Genomic DNA, 16,858 nt, shown 5'->3' with positions numbered 1-16,858 from the left:
AAGGAACTCCATGCTCCCCGCAGCACGCCACCAGGCAATCGTCGACGCCGTCCAGCGCGAAAGGGTGGTCCGCGTCTCGGACCTCGCCCAGCAGCTGGGCGTGTCGCTCATGACGGTCAGGCGGGACATTGAGCTGCTCGAGGAGGGCGGCCGGGTGGAACGCATCCACGGCGGCGCCAAGCTCCCCGGCGACGCCAGCACCCATGAGCCCGGCTTCGAGCAGAAATCCACCCAGCTGACAGCGGAGAAACGGGCCATCGCACTCGAGGCGGCGTCGCTGGTGCATGAAGGCATGGCCGTGGGACTCGGCGCCGGCACCACCACCTGGGCGCTGGCGAAGGAGCTGGTGAACGGTCCCACCATCACGGTGGTGACCAACTCCATCCGCATCGCCGACCTTTTCCACCACGGTTCCTCCTCCGGGGCCGGACGACACGGCTCCACGGTGATCCTGATCGGCGGCGAACGCACGCCGTCGGACGCACTCGTGGGGCCGATTGCGACGGCGGCGCTCAAGCAGTTGCACCTGGACCTGCTGTTCCTAGGGGTGCACGGCATGGATCCGGACGCCGGTTTCACGACGCCGAACCTGCTGGAAGCCGAAACGGACCGGGCGTTCGTGGCTGCGTCACGCAAAGTGGTGGTGGTGGCTGACCACACCAAGTGGGGCACCCAGGGCATGAGCACCATCGCCGGTTTCGAGGAAGCGGACGAAGTCATCAGCGACGCCGGGCTCAGCCGGGACGCCCGGCGTCTCCTTCAGGAAAGCGTCAGCCGGCTGCGGATCGTCGGCGGCGAAGCAGCTTAACGAGGCAGCCTAAGTAGTTAATTCACCTAGGGGCAGCCGCAGGACTGCCTGACCACAAGCCGGGTGGGGAACACGTGGTGCCGGGGCGGCTCCCCGCGGCCCTCCCCGACGAGTGCCCGCACTGCGGCATCCGCCATGGCGCGCACGGGCTGCTCCACCGTGGTCAACGGAGGCCAGGAATACTCAGCCTCCACCGAGCCGTCGAAGGCGACCAGCGCGAAGTCCTCCGGAACGGAAAACCCCGCCTCATGGAAGGCCCGGAGGATGCCCACGGCCTGCATGTCCGAGCTCGCGAAGATAGCGGTGGGCCGGTGCCCTGACGCCAGCAGGCGTTTCCCTGCCGCGTAGCCGCCTTCGCGGGTGAAGGCGCTGCGCGCGATGGGGCCCTCCTGCAGGCCGGCACCTTCGAGCGCCTGCAGCCAGCCCTGCTCACGGTCATCCGCTTCGTTGGCCGTGGTGGTGCCCATCGCCAGTCCGATGTTCAGGTGGCCGTGCCCCACAAGGTGTTCCACGGCAGTGCGGGCCCCTGCGGCGAGGTCCACGCCCACACTGGTGAGGCCGGCCGGCCGCTCGCTGTGGCTCAGCAGGACCGAGGGGATTTCCGCCGCTTCCAGATCGGCCAGGTCCGGCTCGGAGAGGACACTGGCCAGCACCACTCCGTCCACCTGCCGTGCGGCCAGGTTTCGGATGTGCCGGCGTTCCTTTGCCAGGTCGCCGTCGGAGTTGGTCAGGAACAGTGCAAAACCGAGTTCCGCGGCAGCGTCCTCCACAGCGTGGGCAAGCTGCGAGAAAAACGGGTTGCTGTTGTCGGGAATGATCAGGCCGATGGTCTCGCTTGATCCGAGTTTCAGTGCACGGGCAGCCGCATTGGGGCGGTAGCCCAGGACGCGGATAGCGTCCTGGACTTTCGCTTCCGTGGCCGGCGCAACGCGCTTGGGTCCGCCGTTGACAACGTAGCTGACCACAGCGGTGCTCACGCCGGCGTAGCGGGCAACATCCTTGCGGGTTACCGGGCCTCGGGGCGGGTGCACTGCGGAAGTGGTCATGGAGTACATGCTAGCTATGCATCCCGCGGAGCGTCGCCAAAATCGCGGATGGGCAGGCGTTCGCCGTTCTGCTGGGCCGAGGCATGTGCCACGATCCCGGGAAGGGTGAACCTTGCGGCCACCCAGGCGTTGACGGGCGGCAGCGTCCCTTCCTTGACGGCGGTGACGAAATCATCCACCAGGAACTGGTGGCTCCCCTCGTGCCCGTTCGGCGCGCCGCGGAATTCCTCAGGCAGGCGTGCGCGGTCGTGTACGGGGGCAAGGCCGGAGATGAAGGCATCACGCAGTTCGGGTGCGACGTCGGCAAGCGACGGGTCATCCAGCGGGATGCTGGGCTTGGTCTCCACCTGTGCGGAGATGTCGTGGACGTTTTCCTTGTCCTGCCACACCGTCACCTTCGCGAGCTGTTCGAAGCTGGCCTCGGTGCCGAAGAAGCGGAAACGCGACTCCCGGATGTGGGACGGGTAGCCCACGCGGCGCATCTCGTTGGTGCGCATGGCCCCGCCGTCGTTCAGCTCAAACAGGGCCGTGGCGTTGGAGAAGTCGTTGCCGAACATGCTCACGTCCTTGTCGAAGACGCCGTCCTGTCGGTCGTCCCGGACGCCGATGCAGCTGACACTGACCGCGTGGGACGGCAGGGCACCCAGCACACCGCCAATGGCGTGGGTGGGGTACAGCATCGGCGGGTAGCTCGCCGTCGACTTCCACGCCTCTCCGCCGCTGTACTGGTAGGCGTCATAGAAGCCCAGGTCCATGTCATGGACGTAATCGCCTTCGCTGTAGAAGATCCGGCCGAACTTTCCGGCGGCGTGCTGCTCGCGCGCGTAGACCGTGGCCGGGTTGTAGTAGCTGGTCTCCCCCATAGCGTAGACGAGTCCGGTTTCCTTCACGGCCTCGATGATGCGTTCGATCTCCGCTTCGGAAACCGCCATGGGGACAGCGGAGTAGACGTGCTTGCCGGCGCGCAGCGCCTGCTCAACCAGCGGGCCGTGGGTCCAGCGCTGCGTGAAAATGGCCACCGCGTCGACGTCGGACGCCAGCAGCTCCGCGAAACTCGCCTTGGTGCCGTCAAGTCCCCAGCGTTCCAGGGCCGCCGCAGCGCGCTCCGGCCGCTCGTCCACAACGTATACCTCGCTGACGCCCGGGTGGAGCTTAAAGAGGTGGGCGAATTGGCCGCCGAACTGTCCGACACCGACGACTCCGATTGAAAACGGCATTGTTTACCTTTCCATGGCTGGCCCGCGGTTGCGGGCAAAGAGCCCTTGCGTGGGCTTGCCGAAAGTCTTCCACCACTATCTACTCGAGTCAACGATTTCCGGCGGACCGTCGCCAAGTTCCAATATTTTTGTTGATTCAAACACTTGCCACCCGTCATCTACTCGTGTAGATTGGCTCGCAGTTGTTACCCACATCACAGTCAGGAAAGGGTCGAAGATGACCACCCTTACCAAGCACACGAGTACCCCCCGGCTCCGGTCCGGCGCCCCGGCGCCGCGCGGCGGCCTCCGCCGGTTCGGCGACCTCAAGGTCGCCCTCTTCTTCATCGCCCCCGCGATGATCGGCTTCATCCTCTTCTACGTGGTGCCGACCATCCGCGGCATCTACCTCAGCTTCACGGAGTACAACATCCTGGGCGACCCGGAATGGGTGGGCCTGGATAACTACACCGCGATCGCCAAGGATCCGCTGTTCTGGAATTCGCTGGCCGTCACGGGGCAGTACGTCCTGATGAACATCGCCCTCCAGACCGCCCTGGCTCTCGGCCTGGCCCTCCTGATGGACAGGGTGGCCAAGTCCACCCTGGTCCGCGGCGCCCTGCTCCTGCCGTACCTGATGTCCAACGTGATCGCCGCCCTGCTCTGGTTCTGGATGCTGGACTACCAGATCGGCGTCGTGAACCAGTTCATCGAATGGGCCGGCCTGCCCCGCGTCGCGTTCTTCGGCAGCGAGGAGTGGGCAATCCCCACCCAGGCGCTGATCAACACCTGGCGACACATGGGCTACACCGCCCTGCTGATCTTCGCCGGCCTCCAGGCCATTCCGCAGCACCTCTATGAAGTAGCCAAGCTGGACGGCGCATCACCGTTCCAGACCTTCCGCAAGGTCACCATGCCGCTGCTTCGCCCCGTCCTGGTCCTGGTCCTGGTCGTCACCGTGATCGGCTCCTTCCAGGTCTTCGACACCGTGGCAGTGACCACCCAGGGCGGACCGGTCAACGCCACCCGGGTCATCCAGTACTACATCTACCAGCGCGCCTTCACCGAGTCGGATTTCGGCTACGGATCCGCCATCGCCGTCATCCTCTTCCTCATCCTCGCCCTCGTCGCCTTCATTCAGATGAAGTTCCTCAAGGGCAACGAGTCGGACCTGGACTAAGGAGTCCCGCATGACCACCACCACCAGCCGCGCACCGCAGCCGGCCACCGCACTGCGCCCCTCAACCACCCGCCGTCGTACTTTCAACGCCCGCCGCGCCGGCGCCTGGGCCCTGCTGGCCCTCGCGATCGCCGTCTCCGTCCTCCCCTTCCTGTGGGTGCTGCGGACGGCGCTGTCCACCAACGGGGCACTGGCCACCCAATCGGCCAGCCTGCTTCCTGCAGACTTCACCCTTGGCGCCTTCATGCGTGTTTTCGGGCTGCAGAGCCCGGCCGACGCCGTCGCGGAGGGCGGCTCCGGGGCCGCCATCGATTTCTGGCTGTACCTGCGCAACTCGATCATCTTCTCCTCCATCACCACCGCCGGCGCCGTGTTCTTCAGCGCGATGGCCGCCTACGCCTTTGCCCGGCTGCGCTGGAAGGGACGGAACGCCGTCTTCAGCCTGTTCCTTGGCACCATGCTGGTCCCGCCGATCTTCACAGCCCTGCCCAACTTCCTCCTGATCAAGAACCTGGACCTGCTCAACACCATGCTCGGGATGGTCCTGCCGTACGTCTTCATGACCCCGTTCGCCATCTTCTTCCTCCGGCAGTTCTTCCTGAACATGTCCCGTGAAGTTGAGGAAGCGGCCATGCTCGACGGCGCCAAGCACCTGCGCATCTTCTTCCAGATCGTTCTCCCCAACGCGGCAGCCCCCATCGCCACGCTTGCGCTGCTGACCTTCATCGGCCAGTGGAACGAATACTTCTGGCCGCTGCTGGTCGGGTCCCAGGACGACGTACGCGTCCTGCAGGTGGGGCTCGGCGTCTTCAAGTCCCAATCACCGCAGGGAGCACCGGACTGGTCCGGCCTGATGGCCGCCACCCTGGTCTCGGCACTGCCTGTCCTGATCCTCTTCGCCGCCTTCGGCAAGAAGATCGTCAACTCCATCGGCTTCTCCGGCATCAAATAAGCACCCGCATCTCCTCCCGCACACCGCACACCCGAACCCCGAACGGAAAGAAAACAATGAAGAAATCCCTCGGCACCGTCGCCGTCGCTGCAGCCATGGCGCTCTCCCTCTCCGCCTGCGGCGGCTCAGGATCCTCCGCAGAATCGGCCAAGGGCGAGATCAGCTACTGGCTCTGGGATGCCAACCAGCTTCCCGCCTACCAGCAGTGCGCAGACGACTTCACCAAGGCCAACCCGGACATCAAGGTCAAGATCACCCAGCGCGGCTGGGACGACTACTGGTCCACCCTCACCAACGGATTCGTGGGCGGCACCGCCCCGGACGTCTTCACCAACCACCTGGGCCGCTACGGCGAGCTGGCCGAGAACAAGCAGCTGCTGCCCATCGACGACGCCGTCGAAAAGGACAACGTGGACCTGTCCGCGTACAACGAGGGCCTCGCGGACCTCTGGGTGGGCCAGGACGGGAAGCGCTACGGCCTGCCGAAGGACTGGGACACCATCGGGCTGTTCTACAACAAGGCGATGCTCTCCAGCGCCGGCATCTCCGAGGAGCAGATGAAGAACCTCACCTGGAACCCGCAGGACGGCGGAACGTACGAGCAAGTCATCGCCCACCTGACCGTTGACAAGAACGGCAAGCGGGGTGACGAGGCCGGCTTCGATAAGAACAACGTTGACGTCTACGGCCTCGGGCTCAACGGCGGCGGCGACTCCTCGGGCCAGACCGAGTGGAGCTACTTCGCCAATACAACCGGCTGGTCCCACACGGACAAGAACCCGTGGGGCACGCACTACAACTACGATGACCCGAAGTTCCAGAAATCAATGGAGTGGTTTGCCGGGCTTGTTGACAAGGGCTACATGCCCAAGCTCGAAACCACTGTAGGCGCGGCCATGGCCGACACCTTCGCTGCGGGCAAGTCGGCGATCAACGCCCACGGTTCGTGGATGATCGGCCAGTACACCGGCTACAAGGGCGTCGAGGTGGGCATCGCCCCGACCCCCGTGGGCCCTGAGGGCAAGCGTGCATCAATGTTCAACGGCCTGGCCGACTCGATCTGGGCCGGAACCAAAAAGAAGGACGCGTCCATCAAGTGGGTCGAATACCTTGCCTCGGCCGACTGCCAGGACGTCGTCGCGTCCAAGGCTGTGGTGTTCCCGGCGCTCAAGGCCTCTTCTGACAAGGCCGCGGAGGCCTTCAAGGCCAAGGGCGTAGACGTGACGGCGTTTACCGAGCACGTCAAGAACAAAACCACCTTCCTGTACCCCATCACTGACAACACCGCGAAGGTCAAGGGCATCATGGAACCCGCCATGGACGCCGTCGTATCGGGCAAACAGCCCGCCAGCTCCTTGACCGAAGCCAACAACCAGGTGAACGATCTTTTCAAGTAGACACGTTCCCGCCAAAGCGTGACAGCGTGAGTGGTCGCAGTCACACGGCCGGATGCCGCCGTTCCTTCCTCGCGACGGCGGCATCCAGCCACCCCCACTGAAACAACCAGCCACCCGACCAACCAGCCCCGTCACCGGACGCACACCATGATTACTGAAAGAGAAACCCCTATGGATCCCCTGCACCTCCGCTCCGCCGGCACCAGCCTGGTGATCAGCTTCGACAGCGGGGAGGCCGAGGTCATTCACTGGGGCGCCGACCTGGGCTCTTCGCTGCCCGATCTGGCCATCCTCGGCGAACCGATCCCGCACTCTGCCATCGACGCCACTGTCCCCGCCGGGCTGCTGCCGCAGGCATCCTCCAGCTGGCGCGGGCGTCCCGCCCTCCGCGGCCACCGGATCGCCGACGGCGTTCCCGGCTACGACTTCTCCGTCCGCCTCCGCGTCGCCGCCACCCCGCCCGGCGACAAGGGCGCCAACACCGCCGTGGTTGTCCAGTCCGACCCGGACGCCGGCATCGCCGTGGAATCAACGCTGGAACTGCACGACGGCGGCCTGCTGGAAATGCGGCACACCGTCACCAACACCGGTACCTCGCCTTTCCAGCTCGACGAACTGGCCACCGTGCTGCCGGTGGCTCCCGACGCCGTCGAACTCCTCGACCTGACCGGCCGCTGGTGCCGCGAACGCCACCCACAGCGCCGGACCATCCAGCAGGGCACCTGGGTGCGGACCGGACGGCACGGCCGCACCGGCCACGACTCCTCCCTGCTGCTGGCCGCGGGTACGGCAGGCTTCGGCAACCGCCACGGCAAAGTCTGGGCCACCCACCTTGCCTGGAGCGGCAACCACGAGCAGTTCGCGGACAACATCGCGGACGGACGCACCATGATCGGCGGGTCCGAACTGCTCGGTCCGGCTGAAGTCGTGCTCCAGCCGGGCGGCAGCTACACCACGCCGGCGCTCTTTGCCGCCTACTCGGACCGGGGCCTCGACGGCATCAGCGAAGCCTTCTACAGCTGGTTCCGGAACCGTCCGCACCACGTGCTGCCAGCCGCTTCCGCCAGGTCAGGAGCAGGCAACGCGCGCGCCGGCAAGGCCCGCCCCGTGGTGCTGAACGTCTGGGAGGCTGTGTACTTCAACCACGACCTCGACACCCTGATCGAACTGGCGGATTCCGCTGCAGACCTGGGCGTGGAGCGGTTTGTCCTGGACGACGGCTGGTTCCGCGGCCGCCGCCACGACCAGGCGGGCCTGGGCGACTGGTACGTGGACGAGGGCCTGTGGCCGGACGGTCTCACCCCGCTCATTGAAGCCGTCACCTCCCGCGGCATGGAGTTCGGCCTCTGGGTTGAGCCGGAAATGGTCAACCTCGACTCCGACATTGCGCGGGCACATCCCGAATGGATCGTCGGCCCCGCCACACGGTCGCACAAGGACGGCGGCCGGCTGCCCCTGCCCTGGCGCCACCAGCATGTCATCGACCTGGTCAACCCGGAAGCCTGGCAGTACATCTTCGACCGCATCGATGCCCTGCTCCGCGAGAACAACGTCAGCTACCTGAAGTGGGACCAGAACCGGGACCTGACCGAGCACGGCCACGCCGGGCGCTCGTCGGTCCACGAACAGACGCTGGCCGCCTACCGGCTCTTCGACGAGCTCAAGAAGGCCCACCCGGGGATCGAGATTGAAAGCTGCTCCTCGGGCGGCGCGCGCGTGGACCTGGGCATCCTGGAGCGGACGGACCGGATCTGGGGCTCGGACTGCAACGATGCCCTGGAACGGCAGACCATCCAGCGCTGGACCGGCATTGTTGTCCCGCCGGAACTGGTGGGCGGGCACATCGGCCCCACCACCTCCCACACCACGGCCCGGACGCACGACGTGTCCTTCCGCGCGATCACTGCCCTGTTCGGCCACTTCGGCCTGGAATGGGACGTCCGCCAGATCCACGGCGCCGAGCGGGAAGAACTCAGGCGGTTCATCGGCCTCTACAAGGAGCACCGCGGCCTGATCCACTCCGGCCGGATGGTCCGCGCGGATGTGGCCGACGATTCCCTGATGCTCCACGGCGTGGTTGCACCGCGTCCCGCCGGACAGGGCGACACCGCGGCGCTGTTCGCGCTGGTCAGCACCAGGACCGCCTTCGCTGAGCAGCCCGGGCGCATCGCCATCCCGGGCCTGGAACCGGACCGCAGCTATAAGGTGGAGGCCATCTTCCCGGCCCCCGGCGACGCCGACTACGCACACAACTTCACCCAGGTGCAGCCGCCGGCCTGGCTGGCGTCAGGCGCCGAGGCCAGCGGAAGGTTCCTGGCGGAAGTGGGCCTGCCGATGCCCATCCTGAACCCGGAACACGCGCTGCTCCTGCGCTTCACGGCGTCGTAGGCTGTTTCACACAAAACGGCGTGCCGGCCGGGTATCCATCCCGGACGGCACGCCGTTTTGTGTGGGTTCCCTTAACGGGCGTCCACCAGGACAACTTCGTACGTGCTGGCGCCGGGAACCCCGAACTTCGCGTTGACCACGGCGAGCGTATCGCCGAAGACGGCCGCCGTCGTCGGGACCTGGAAGTCGGGGCTGGTGATGACGTCCCTGACCTCAAAGGATTCCAGCCCGGAATCCAGCCGCACCCGGCTCACCTGGTTGAGCATGTTCTGCACGGCCCAGAGCGTGTTCCCCTTAACCACGATCCCGTCCACATAGGGCAACTTGGCGCCCGTAATGGCGGCACTGGCACCGGAGGCCGGGTCCACCGTGTACAGGGCCCCATTGGCCGAATGCGCCACTATCAACGTCCGGCCGCCCCGCACGGCCGCGATGCCGTTGAGGTTGAACGCAGCGGGAGTCGCTGCGGCCGGGCCGGTCAGGAGCAGGGTCTTCATGTCGCCGGGCGTGCCGCGGCGGTCCACCGGAACAAAGTACAGCTCGCCTTTCAGCGAATTTGTGAACCAGGCCCCGTCGTCCGTGACTGCGACGTCGTTGATGAAGGCCGGCTGCTGCTCCGACACTGCAGTCAGCTGGTACGTGGCCACCGTCTCCCGCGTGTCGGTGTCGTAGACGTACCCCTGGCCGGTGCTGCCGCCGGCAACAAAGAGCAGATCGTTGTCCACATCCACTTTCATGCCCACGGCCTCCCAGCCGTCAGGCACGTCGATGAAGAGCCTGGCCGTTCCCCTGCGGATATCGCCGCGGAAGATGTCCCCCTTGCCGAGGTCCCCGGCAAAAAACGTGGTGCCTTTCCCCTCGGCAATGCCTTCGGCGGAGGAGGCTCCCGGAAGCTGAATGACCTTGTCGTGGCCGTTGGATGACGGCGGGCCGGCCGAAACCACCGGCGCCGGAATTACGAGTGCTGCGAGGGCTACGAGTCCCACTGCGGCAGCACGGCGAACTGTTTTTCCTGAATCCACATTTTTGTAGCGCATGATGACGCTCTCTCCAGATCGGGCTTTCCGCGCGAGCTGACCGAGTACGGGAGCTCCGCACGATGGTTCTTCAAGTTTAGGCACCGCCGCAAAGGGTTGCCAGAGTGCCCGCGGGCCGGCGGGCGCCGGCTGTCTCCCCCCGGCGCGTACGCGGGCCCGTCCGGCTCTGATTTTACGAGTGCGGCTGCGTCGGCAAGGTGAGGATTTCGGCTCCGTCGTTGGTGATGGCGATCGTGTGCTCACTGTGTGCTGTCCGGCAGCCTGTCGCACTTCGGAGCGTCCACCCGTCGGCGTCGGTGATGAGGTCAGCGGTGTCGGCCATGACCCACGGCTCCAGTGCGAGCAGCAGCCCGGGGCGCAGTTTGAATCCACGGCCTGGCCGTCCGGTGTTCGGAATGTGCGGGTCCTGGTGCATCGTCGATCCGATGCCATGACCCCCGAACTCGGTGTTGATCGCGTACCCCGCTTCACTGAGGACCGAGCCGATGACATGGGAGATGTCGCCGATGCGGGCCCCGGGTCCGGCAGCGGCTATCCCTGCGTTCAATGCGCGCTCGGTCGCGCTGATCATCGCGGCGCTCTCCGGGGGCTTTGAGTCGCCCACGATGAAGCTGATGGCAGAGTCTGCAGCGACTCCTCCTTTGGAAACGGCGAGGTCGAGCGTCAGCAGGTCGCCGTCGGCAAGTGTGTAGTCGTGCGGCAGTCCGTGGAGCACGGCGTCGTTGACGGCCGTGCAGATGTAGTGTCCGAACGGCCCGCGTCCGAAGGATGGCTCGTAGTCGACGTAGCAGGACTGCGCTCCAGCCTCGACGATCATGGTCGCGGCCCATCGGTCGACGTCCAGAAGGTTCGTGCCGACCGTGCTGCGGCTCCTCAGCGTCTGCAGGATGTCAGCGACCAGGGCGCCTGTCTCTTTTGCCCGGGCCAGTTCGGCCGGGTTCAGAATCTCGATCATGCGGCGCCTGTCTCACGGATCCAATAACTATCCCGGCCATATTATCCCGGTACTACAATTGGAGCCATGGTCAGGTTGCCGCTCACACCCCCAGAAGTCGAGCGCGGACAGCGGCTCGGTGCCCTGTTGCGTCGCGCCAGGGGCGAGCGCTCGATGCTCGAAATCGCGCTCGATGCACGTGTGTCGCCGGAGACCCTTCGGAAGATCGAGTCCGGCCGCGTGGCGACCCCTGCCTTCCCGACCATCGCTGCGATCGCCGATGTCGTCGGACTCTCCCTCGATGCGGTCTGGGCCGAGATCAACCAGGCCAAACGTGGGGTTGAACCGAGCAGGCCTGACCACAATGCACCTGACCGGCTGGCCTCGTGAGAGGGACCGGCAGGCCGTAAAGAAGCGGCCAGGCACCACCGGAAGCGATAGATTGGCTGACATGACTGAAGCCCCCTCCGCCACTGATGCCGGCCGCCGCACGATCCTGGTCCTCAACGGGCCCAACCTGAATCTTCTGGGAACGCGGGAGCCGGAGAAGTACGGCACGGCAACCCTGGCCGATGTCGAACAGCTCGCCAAAGACGCCGGCGCGGCGCACGGCGTGGAGATTGAATGCTTCCAGTCCAACCACGAGGGCGCACTGGTTGACGCCATCCACGCGGCGCGGGGCAAGGCGATCGGCATCGTCCTTAACGCCGGCGCCTACACGCATACCTCGGTTGCCATCCGCGATGCCATCTCTGCGGTGCAGGTGCCGGCGGTGGAGGTTCACATCACCAACGTGCACGCGCGCGAAGAATTCCGGCACCACTCGTACCTGTCGGACATCAGCAAGGCCGTGATCGCCGGCGCCGGCGTCATGGGCTACCGGTTCGCCGTCGAATACCTCGCCGAACTGAACGCCGGCAGGGCCTGAGATGCCATCCCCCAGCACGGGGAAGGCAGGCACGGCCGACTGGTACCGGAATTTCGGCACCATCGACGCCCCGGCCTCCTCGCCGTGCTATGCCGAATGGTCGGTGGGAATCGCGGGCGATCCTGAACTGATCGCGCGCATCGAGCAGTTGCCGCACACCAAGCGCCAGCCCCTGCTGATCCTGGCCGCCGCGCGGTTTCTCGGTGCGCAGATCGCCCCGTACGGCGAATTCCGCGAGTTCCTGCTGGCGCGCTGGGACGATGTTGCCCGGATCGTGCTCTCCCGCGCGACGCAGACCAACGAGGCAGGCCGCTGCGCCACACTCCTGCCGTCCCTCGCCGCCATCGCCGGCTCAACGGGCCGCCCGCTTGCCTTGATCGAGGTGGGTGCCTCTGCCGGGCTGGCGTTGTATCCGGACAGGTACGCGTACGAATACGACGACGGCTCCTCCGTCACGCGGCTGGCTCCGCGAGCAGGCGAAGCCGCTCCGGCCCCGGCAGGCGGACCGCCCGTCCTTCAGTGCACAGTGGCGGGCCGGGTGCCGCTCCCCGCGGAGCTTCCCGAGGTGGTGTGGCGGGCCGGCATCGACCTGAATCCGCTCGACATCAGCAATCCCGACGACGTCGCCTGGCTGGAGGCCCTCATCTGGCCGGAGCAGGACTTCCGCCGCGAGCGGCTGCGCCGGGCCATCGCCATCGCACAGCAGGATCCGCCGCTGCTAGTGGCCGGTGACCTGAACGAACAGCTGGTGTCACTGGCCGGACAGGCGCCGCCTGACGCGGTCCTCGTGGTGTTCCACAGTGCCGTGATGGCCTACCTGGACTCCTCCCAGCGGAACGCCTTCCGCTCCACCATGGCCACGCTTGCCGCCGAGCGCGGCTGCCACTGGCTGTCCAACGAGGGCCACACGGTGCTCGCGCAGGCAGACGGCTCGGTGGTGGTACCGGAGATGGACGACGCACGGCTGAAGGGCCGCTTCCTCCTGGTCCAGGACGGCGTCCCCGTGGGCATCGCCGGTCCCCACGGCCAAAGCCTGGAGTGGCTCTAGGCACTGCTGCTTCTATGGCCCGCTACCTCTAAAAGCGTGCTACTTCTGGATGCACTGCCCGGACGAAACGGCACTGCTCAGGCCCGGGGCCTGCGCAGCGACCGGACCGAGGTCGTCCATGGTGATGGCAAAGCCCATGTCCGCGTCCGAGGTGGCCTTCGCGAAGATCACACCGGCCACCTGGCCTTCGGTGGTCAGGAGCGGCCCGCCCGAGTTGCCCGGCTGGACGTCGCCGGCCAGCCGGTAGACGTCTTCGGCCGCAGCGTTGCTGCCGTAGATGTCCGGCACCATGACGGTGGCGATGTCCTGCACTGTCGCCGGTTTGGACTGGAACGGGCCGCCGTGGGGGTAGCCGGCGAACGCTGCCGAACTGCCGGCAGGCAGGTCCGCACTCAGCTGCAGCGGGGATGACGGCAGACCGTCGACAGCCAGGACTGCGAGGTCATGCTGGCTGTCGAAGTAGACCACCCGGCCGGGCATGGCTCCAGCATCGGGAATCTCCACCACGGGCTGCGACACGCCCGCCACCACGTGGGCGTTGGTCACAACGCGCCCCGGCGAAACCACAAAGCCGCTTCCGGTCTGGTTCTGCCCGCATTCGTAGGCCGTGCCCGCAATTTTCAGGACCGACTCCGCTGCCCGGTTCAGGGCCGGGGTGTCCGTGCTCGCGTTTGGAATGGCCACCTGGCGGCCTTGGCCGAGCCCCGCGATGAGCGTGGGAATGCCGTCACCGATCACGGTGGAGCGCAGCTGCGCCACGGCGGCCTTCACCGGCACGGGAGTGAGGCCGTCGATGAAGCGGATGACCTTGGACTCGGCCAGTTGCTGGGACACGAAGGGGACACCCAGCGCGCTGATGCTGAAGGACAGCATCGACATGACCAGCGCCGCCACCACCACGTTGACGCCGCCGCCGATCACGCGGTCCATGGCCCGCAGCGGCTGGATCCGCACGGCGCTGCGGATTTTGCGGCCGATCATGGTTCCCAGCGCGTGTCCCAGGACAATCAGCACGACGGCGGCGGCCACAATCGCGGTGAGCCTCCAGCCGCTGTCCTCAACAAGGTTGCTGACAATGGGCACCGAGACGAACGCGGCCAGGGCGCCGACAATAAATCCGGCGATGCCGCCCAGCGTCACCAGGAAGCCGTTGCGCAGGCCGTAGATCAGGTAGGACAAAAGCGTCAGGATCAAGGCCAGGTCCAGGATGGTCAAGCCGAACACACGGGCTCCTCACAAAAACAGGTAAGCCCCAATTCTAGTGGTGAACCCTGACAGTTTCCCGACGACAGACCGCCGCCCCGCGCACTCCGCAGAGCACTTCGCAGCCCTCACGGCGTCAGCGGAACCGCCGTCATGCGCGTCGCTCGACGGCTCCGCGACGGCCTCGAAGGCCCCGTTTCAGGCGTTTCAGCTGCCAAGTACGTCACAGAACGTTGAAAATTCTGAAACAATGGCTGAAGCGCCCCAGCCGACACATTTACTCAGGAGATTTCATGGACATCGAGGTATTGCGCCGCGCACCCCTATTTGCCACGCTCGACGACGAAGCATTCCGTCTGCTCACGGACGAACTGACCGAGGTGGATCTGTCACGCGGAGCATCGGTTTTCCGTGAAGGCGACCAGGGTGATCAGCTCTACTTCATCGTCTCCGGCAAGGTGAAGCTCGGCCGCACTTCCCCGGACGGACGCGAGTCCCTGCTGGCCATCCTCGGCCCGGGCGAGCTCTTCGGCGAAATGGCACTGTTCGACCCCAGCCCCCGCACGGCCACGGCAACCGCCGTCTCCGAGACCCGCCTCGCCGGCCTGAAGAACGAAAGCCTGAACTCGCTCCTCCGGACCCGTCCGGAAGTTTCGGCCCAGCTCCTGCAGGCCCTGGCCCGCCGCCTGCGCCGCACCAACGACTCCCTGTCCGACCTCGTGTTCTCCGATGTCCCGGGCCGCGTGGCCAAGGCACTGCTGGACCTGGCAGACCGCTTCGGCCGGCCGGCAACCGACGGCGTCCTGGTGGCCCACGAGCTCACGCAGGAGGAACTGGCCCAACTGGTGGGCGCCTCCCGTGAAACCGTGAACAAGGCCCTGGCCGAATTCGTGCAGCGAGGCTGGCTCCGCCTGGAAGCCCGCGCCGTCGTGATCCTGGACATGCAGCGCCTCCGCCAGCGCTCCCGCTAAATATTATTCAACAGCTCCATATGGACGAAGGCCGGCCTCCAGGAATCGGAGCCGGCCTTCTCTGTCGGTGGTAGTGAGGGAGCTGCGGACCTAGCGCTCGCGCTGGGGCTCTCCCGCGACGGTCTTTGCTGCCTCGACTTCGAGCATGAGCTTCCCGTCTTCTTCGACCAGCTTCGGCTGGTAGACGTGGGGCTTCCGCTTGTAGCTCAGGTAGGCGATGCAGCCGTTGGCCGCCGCCATTTTTTCGAGCATGATCTCCGAGCCGGGCACAAGCAGTTGTCCGAGGGCCAGGCCCACAGTGTTTTCCTGGCCTACTTCGTCGCCCAGGGCAGTGGTGTCGCGTTCGGCGATGACCTTGCTGGCGCAGACCCAGCGGCCCCACACTCCCTTGCCTTCCAGCAGCGTGGGCTGCTGGTTCACGGGCACCGTGGCAGCAAAGTAGCGGGTGTTGAACCGGCGGTGGGCGAAGTCGGGGCTGAGCCAGTTGACCAGCGGCTTGAGCAGGTCGGTGCGGATGGAGAGCCCCCGCTTGGCCAGGACGTCCGGGAAGGATTTCTCCTGCTCGGCGACAGCCACCCTGGCTTTCATCCATTCCGACGTGGAAGTGGCTTCCACCGTGGTGGACAGGTCCGGGCCGGCCAGCAGCACCCCGGTCTCTTCAAACAGTTCGCGGATGGCGCCCACCACGTGGCGGCGAGCAAGCCCGACGTCGTCTGTTCCCATCTGTTCCGCCCAATGCTGGGCTGAGGGGCCGAGCCAGCCGACGGCGTCGTCGTCGGACGCATCCAGGGAACCGCCGGGAAAGGCGAGCACACCGAGCGGGGAAGAACCCGGACGGTAGCCCAACCAGGTCTCCAATCCGGTGGGAGAGTCGCGAAGCAGGACGACCGAGGACGCGAGGCGGGCGGCGCGCGGGGTCCGCTCGCCGTGTTCGACCCAGCTTTGTGCTGCCCCCTCGAGATCCGGGGGCAGCACAAACAGGCGGCGGGCTAACTGGGGCAAGGGAAGTGACCGGCCTTAGCTAAATTCGGCGATCAGTTCGACCTCGACCGGCGAGTCCAGCGGCAGGACCGACACGCCGACGGCGGAACGGGCGTGCTGGCCGGCGTCGCCCAGGACCTGGCCCAGGAGCTCGGAAGCACCGTTGATGACGCCCGGCTGCCCGGTGAAGGACGGATCCGAGGAAACAAAACCGACAACCTTGACGATTCTGGTGATGCGGTCGAGGTCGCCGATTACGCTCTTGACCGCCGCGAGGGCGTTCACGGCGCAGACCGCAGCGAAACGCTTGGCGTCTTCGGGGGACACAGTCGGTTCGTCCGCGAAGCCTTCGCTGCCCGTGGACACCTTGCCCGTGGCTTCGAGTTTGCCGTTAATAAATGGCAACTGGCCGGAGGTGTAAACATGGCTGCCCGAGATGACGGCCGGCACGTAGGCAGCCACCGGGGCGGCGACCTCCGGGAGGGCCAATCCCAGCTCCGCCAGCCGCTGTTCGACGGCGGAAGCCGGTGCTCCGTTTTCTGCGCCGGAGACGCGGTTTTCGGCCTGTGCCGGGGTTTCCGGCGCCGTGCCTGCAGGGCTTGTCATAACTACTGCTTCTCCCTCTTGAGGTAGGCAACAAGACCGTTGCCGTCAGGTCCCGGGACTACCTGGACGAGCTCCCAGCCGTCCTCTCCCCACTGGTCCAGAATCTGCTTCGTGGCGTGAATAATGAGCGGAATCGTGGCGTACTCCCATTTGGTCATGAGCTAAAGCCTAGTCCTTGCCGGT

The 16,858-nt window shown here is 66.1% G+C and carries 17 protein-coding genes; 9 read left to right on the top strand and 8 right to left on the bottom strand.

The features are described from left to right. Positions 1-10 precede the first annotated feature (10 nt). Entirely contained in the window at positions 11-808 is a 798-nt protein-coding gene (locus J7I92_RS13985) for a DeoR/GlpR family DNA-binding transcription regulator (protein WP_214841404.1), read from the top strand. 26 nt (positions 809-834) lie between these two features. Here J7I92_RS13985 and J7I92_RS13980 read toward each other — a convergent pair whose 3' ends face one another. Next, complete coding sequence (locus tag J7I92_RS13980) at positions 835-1,863, bottom strand: LacI family DNA-binding transcriptional regulator (RefSeq protein WP_396020391.1); 1,029 nt, start codon at positions 1,861-1,863, stop codon at positions 835-837. Between the two features lie 5 nt (positions 1,864-1,868). Next, positions 1,869-3,071 (bottom strand): Gfo/Idh/MocA family protein, encoded by a 1,203-nt coding sequence (locus J7I92_RS13975; protein WP_214841400.1) that lies wholly within the window; start codon positions 3,069-3,071, stop codon positions 1,869-1,871. 217 nt (positions 3,072-3,288) lie between these two features. Between J7I92_RS13975 and J7I92_RS13970 the strand changes: the two genes are divergently transcribed. The 4 genes from J7I92_RS13970 (at position 3,289) to J7I92_RS13955 (ending at position 8,967) form a co-directional block, all read left to right on the top strand. Beyond that, entirely contained in the window at positions 3,289-4,230 is a 942-nt protein-coding gene (locus tag J7I92_RS13970) for a carbohydrate ABC transporter permease (protein WP_214841398.1), read from the top strand. 10 nt (positions 4,231-4,240) lie between these two features. Further along, a complete protein-coding gene (locus J7I92_RS13965) occupies positions 4,241-5,182 on the top strand; it encodes a carbohydrate ABC transporter permease (RefSeq protein WP_214841396.1) in 942 nt (313 codons plus the stop codon). 56 nt (positions 5,183-5,238) lie between these two features. Beyond that, entirely contained in the window at positions 5,239-6,579 is a 1,341-nt protein-coding gene (locus J7I92_RS13960) for a sugar ABC transporter substrate-binding protein (RefSeq protein ID WP_214841394.1), read from the top strand. 171 nt (positions 6,580-6,750) lie between these two features. Next, the gene (locus J7I92_RS13955) at positions 6,751-8,967 is read left to right on the top strand and encodes an alpha-galactosidase (protein ID WP_214841391.1); all 2,217 of its coding nucleotides are present in this window, start codon (positions 6,751-6,753) and stop codon (positions 8,965-8,967) included. Positions 8,968-9,038: 71 nt separating this feature from the next. On the opposite strand, the gene J7I92_RS13950 is transcribed toward J7I92_RS13955, so the two are convergent. Together J7I92_RS13950 and map are read right to left on the bottom strand one after the other, a co-directional pair. After that, positions 9,039-10,004: a hypothetical protein gene (locus J7I92_RS13950; protein ID WP_214841389.1), complete on the bottom strand. Its 966-nt coding sequence runs from the start codon at positions 10,002-10,004 to the stop codon at positions 9,039-9,041. Positions 10,005-10,176: 172 nt separating this feature from the next. After that, positions 10,177-10,959 (bottom strand): type I methionyl aminopeptidase, encoded by a 783-nt coding sequence (gene map, locus J7I92_RS13945; protein WP_214841387.1) that lies wholly within the window; start codon positions 10,957-10,959, stop codon positions 10,177-10,179. 66 nt (positions 10,960-11,025) lie between these two features. Here map and J7I92_RS13940 point away from each other — a divergent pair, with 66 nt between their 5' ends. The 3 genes from J7I92_RS13940 to J7I92_RS13930 all read left to right on the top strand — a co-directional run bounded on the left by J7I92_RS13940 (position 11,026) and on the right by J7I92_RS13930 (position 12,914). Then, the gene (locus tag J7I92_RS13940) at positions 11,026-11,328 is read left to right on the top strand and encodes a helix-turn-helix domain-containing protein (protein ID WP_214841386.1); all 303 of its coding nucleotides are present in this window, start codon (positions 11,026-11,028) and stop codon (positions 11,326-11,328) included. Positions 11,329-11,389: 61 nt separating this feature from the next. Continuing rightward, positions 11,390-11,866 (top strand): type II 3-dehydroquinate dehydratase, encoded by a 477-nt coding sequence (aroQ, locus tag J7I92_RS13935; RefSeq protein WP_214841384.1) that lies wholly within the window; start codon positions 11,390-11,392, stop codon positions 11,864-11,866. Between the two features lies 1 nt (position 11,867). Further along, positions 11,868-12,914, top strand: a complete 1,047-nt coding sequence (locus J7I92_RS13930) for a DUF2332 domain-containing protein (RefSeq protein WP_214841383.1) — start codon at positions 11,868-11,870, stop codon at positions 12,912-12,914. A 39-nt stretch (positions 12,915-12,953) separates the two neighbouring features. Here J7I92_RS13930 and J7I92_RS13925 read toward each other — a convergent pair whose 3' ends face one another. Continuing rightward, positions 12,954-14,138 carry a MarP family serine protease gene (locus J7I92_RS13925; protein ID WP_214841381.1) on the bottom strand — a complete coding sequence of 395 codons (1,185 nt, stop codon included), beginning with the start codon at positions 14,136-14,138 and terminating at the stop codon, positions 12,954-12,956. 272 nt (positions 14,139-14,410) lie between these two features. On the opposite strand from J7I92_RS13925, the gene J7I92_RS13920 reads away from it, so the two are divergent. After that, a complete protein-coding gene (locus J7I92_RS13920; RefSeq protein ID WP_056634704.1) occupies positions 14,411-15,088 on the top strand; it encodes a Crp/Fnr family transcriptional regulator in 678 nt (225 codons plus the stop codon). A 90-nt stretch (positions 15,089-15,178) separates the two neighbouring features. On the opposite strand, the gene J7I92_RS13915 is transcribed toward J7I92_RS13920, so the two are convergent. Genes J7I92_RS13915 through J7I92_RS13905 form a run of 3 tightly spaced genes read right to left on the bottom strand, consistent with a single transcriptional unit; the run spans position 15,179 to position 16,833 of the window. Continuing rightward, positions 15,179-16,090, bottom strand: a complete 912-nt coding sequence (locus J7I92_RS13915; RefSeq protein ID WP_214841380.1) for an NUDIX hydrolase — start codon at positions 16,088-16,090, stop codon at positions 15,179-15,181. 15 nt (positions 16,091-16,105) lie between these two features. Continuing rightward, the gene (locus J7I92_RS13910; protein ID WP_214841378.1) at positions 16,106-16,675 is read right to left on the bottom strand and encodes a RidA family protein; all 570 of its coding nucleotides are present in this window, start codon (positions 16,673-16,675) and stop codon (positions 16,106-16,108) included. Positions 16,676-16,677: 2 nt separating this feature from the next. Next, positions 16,678-16,833: a DUF4177 domain-containing protein gene (locus tag J7I92_RS13905; RefSeq protein WP_009359196.1), complete on the bottom strand. Its 156-nt coding sequence runs from the start codon at positions 16,831-16,833 to the stop codon at positions 16,678-16,680. Positions 16,834-16,858 lie beyond the last annotated feature (25 nt).

The organism is Arthrobacter sp. ISL-72 (genome assembly GCF_018613755.1).
Lineage (GTDB): Bacteria > Actinomycetota > Actinomycetes > Actinomycetales > Micrococcaceae > Arthrobacter.
The sequence above is the reverse complement of the archived record's forward strand: the minus strand, read 5'-3'. Positions and strand labels throughout refer to the sequence as shown.

Coding starts and splice junctions, on each gene's coding strand:
- map (WP_214841387.1), bottom strand. CDS start 10,959: ATGATCGAGATTCTGAACCCGGCCGAACTGGCCCGGGCAAAAGAGACA.
- J7I92_RS13930 (WP_214841383.1), top strand. CDS start 11,868: ATGCCATCCCCCAGCACGGGGAAGGCAGGCACGGCCGACTGGTACCGG.
- J7I92_RS13955 (WP_214841391.1), top strand. CDS start 6,751: ATGGATCCCCTGCACCTCCGCTCCGCCGGCACCAGCCTGGTGATCAGC.
- J7I92_RS13910 (WP_214841378.1), bottom strand. CDS start 16,675: ATGACAAGCCCTGCAGGCACGGCGCCGGAAACCCCGGCACAGGCCGAA.
- J7I92_RS13950 (WP_214841389.1), bottom strand. CDS start 10,004: ATGCGCTACAAAAATGTGGATTCAGGAAAAACAGTTCGCCGTGCTGCC.
- J7I92_RS13960 (WP_214841394.1), top strand. CDS start 5,239: ATGAAGAAATCCCTCGGCACCGTCGCCGTCGCTGCAGCCATGGCGCTC.
- J7I92_RS13940 (WP_214841386.1), top strand. CDS start 11,026: ATGGTCAGGTTGCCGCTCACACCCCCAGAAGTCGAGCGCGGACAGCGG.
- J7I92_RS13985 (WP_214841404.1), top strand. CDS start 11: ATGCTCCCCGCAGCACGCCACCAGGCAATCGTCGACGCCGTCCAGCGC.
- J7I92_RS13965 (WP_214841396.1), top strand. CDS start 4,241: ATGACCACCACCACCAGCCGCGCACCGCAGCCGGCCACCGCACTGCGC.
- J7I92_RS13980 (WP_396020391.1), bottom strand. CDS start 1,863: ATGTACTCCATGACCACTTCCGCAGTGCACCCGCCCCGAGGCCCGGTA.
- J7I92_RS13920 (WP_056634704.1), top strand. CDS start 14,411: ATGGACATCGAGGTATTGCGCCGCGCACCCCTATTTGCCACGCTCGAC.
- J7I92_RS13905 (WP_009359196.1), bottom strand. CDS start 16,833: ATGACCAAATGGGAGTACGCCACGATTCCGCTCATTATTCACGCCACG.
- J7I92_RS13970 (WP_214841398.1), top strand. CDS start 3,289: ATGACCACCCTTACCAAGCACACGAGTACCCCCCGGCTCCGGTCCGGC.
- J7I92_RS13975 (WP_214841400.1), bottom strand. CDS start 3,071: ATGCCGTTTTCAATCGGAGTCGTCGGTGTCGGACAGTTCGGCGGCCAA.
- aroQ (WP_214841384.1), top strand. CDS start 11,390: ATGACTGAAGCCCCCTCCGCCACTGATGCCGGCCGCCGCACGATCCTG.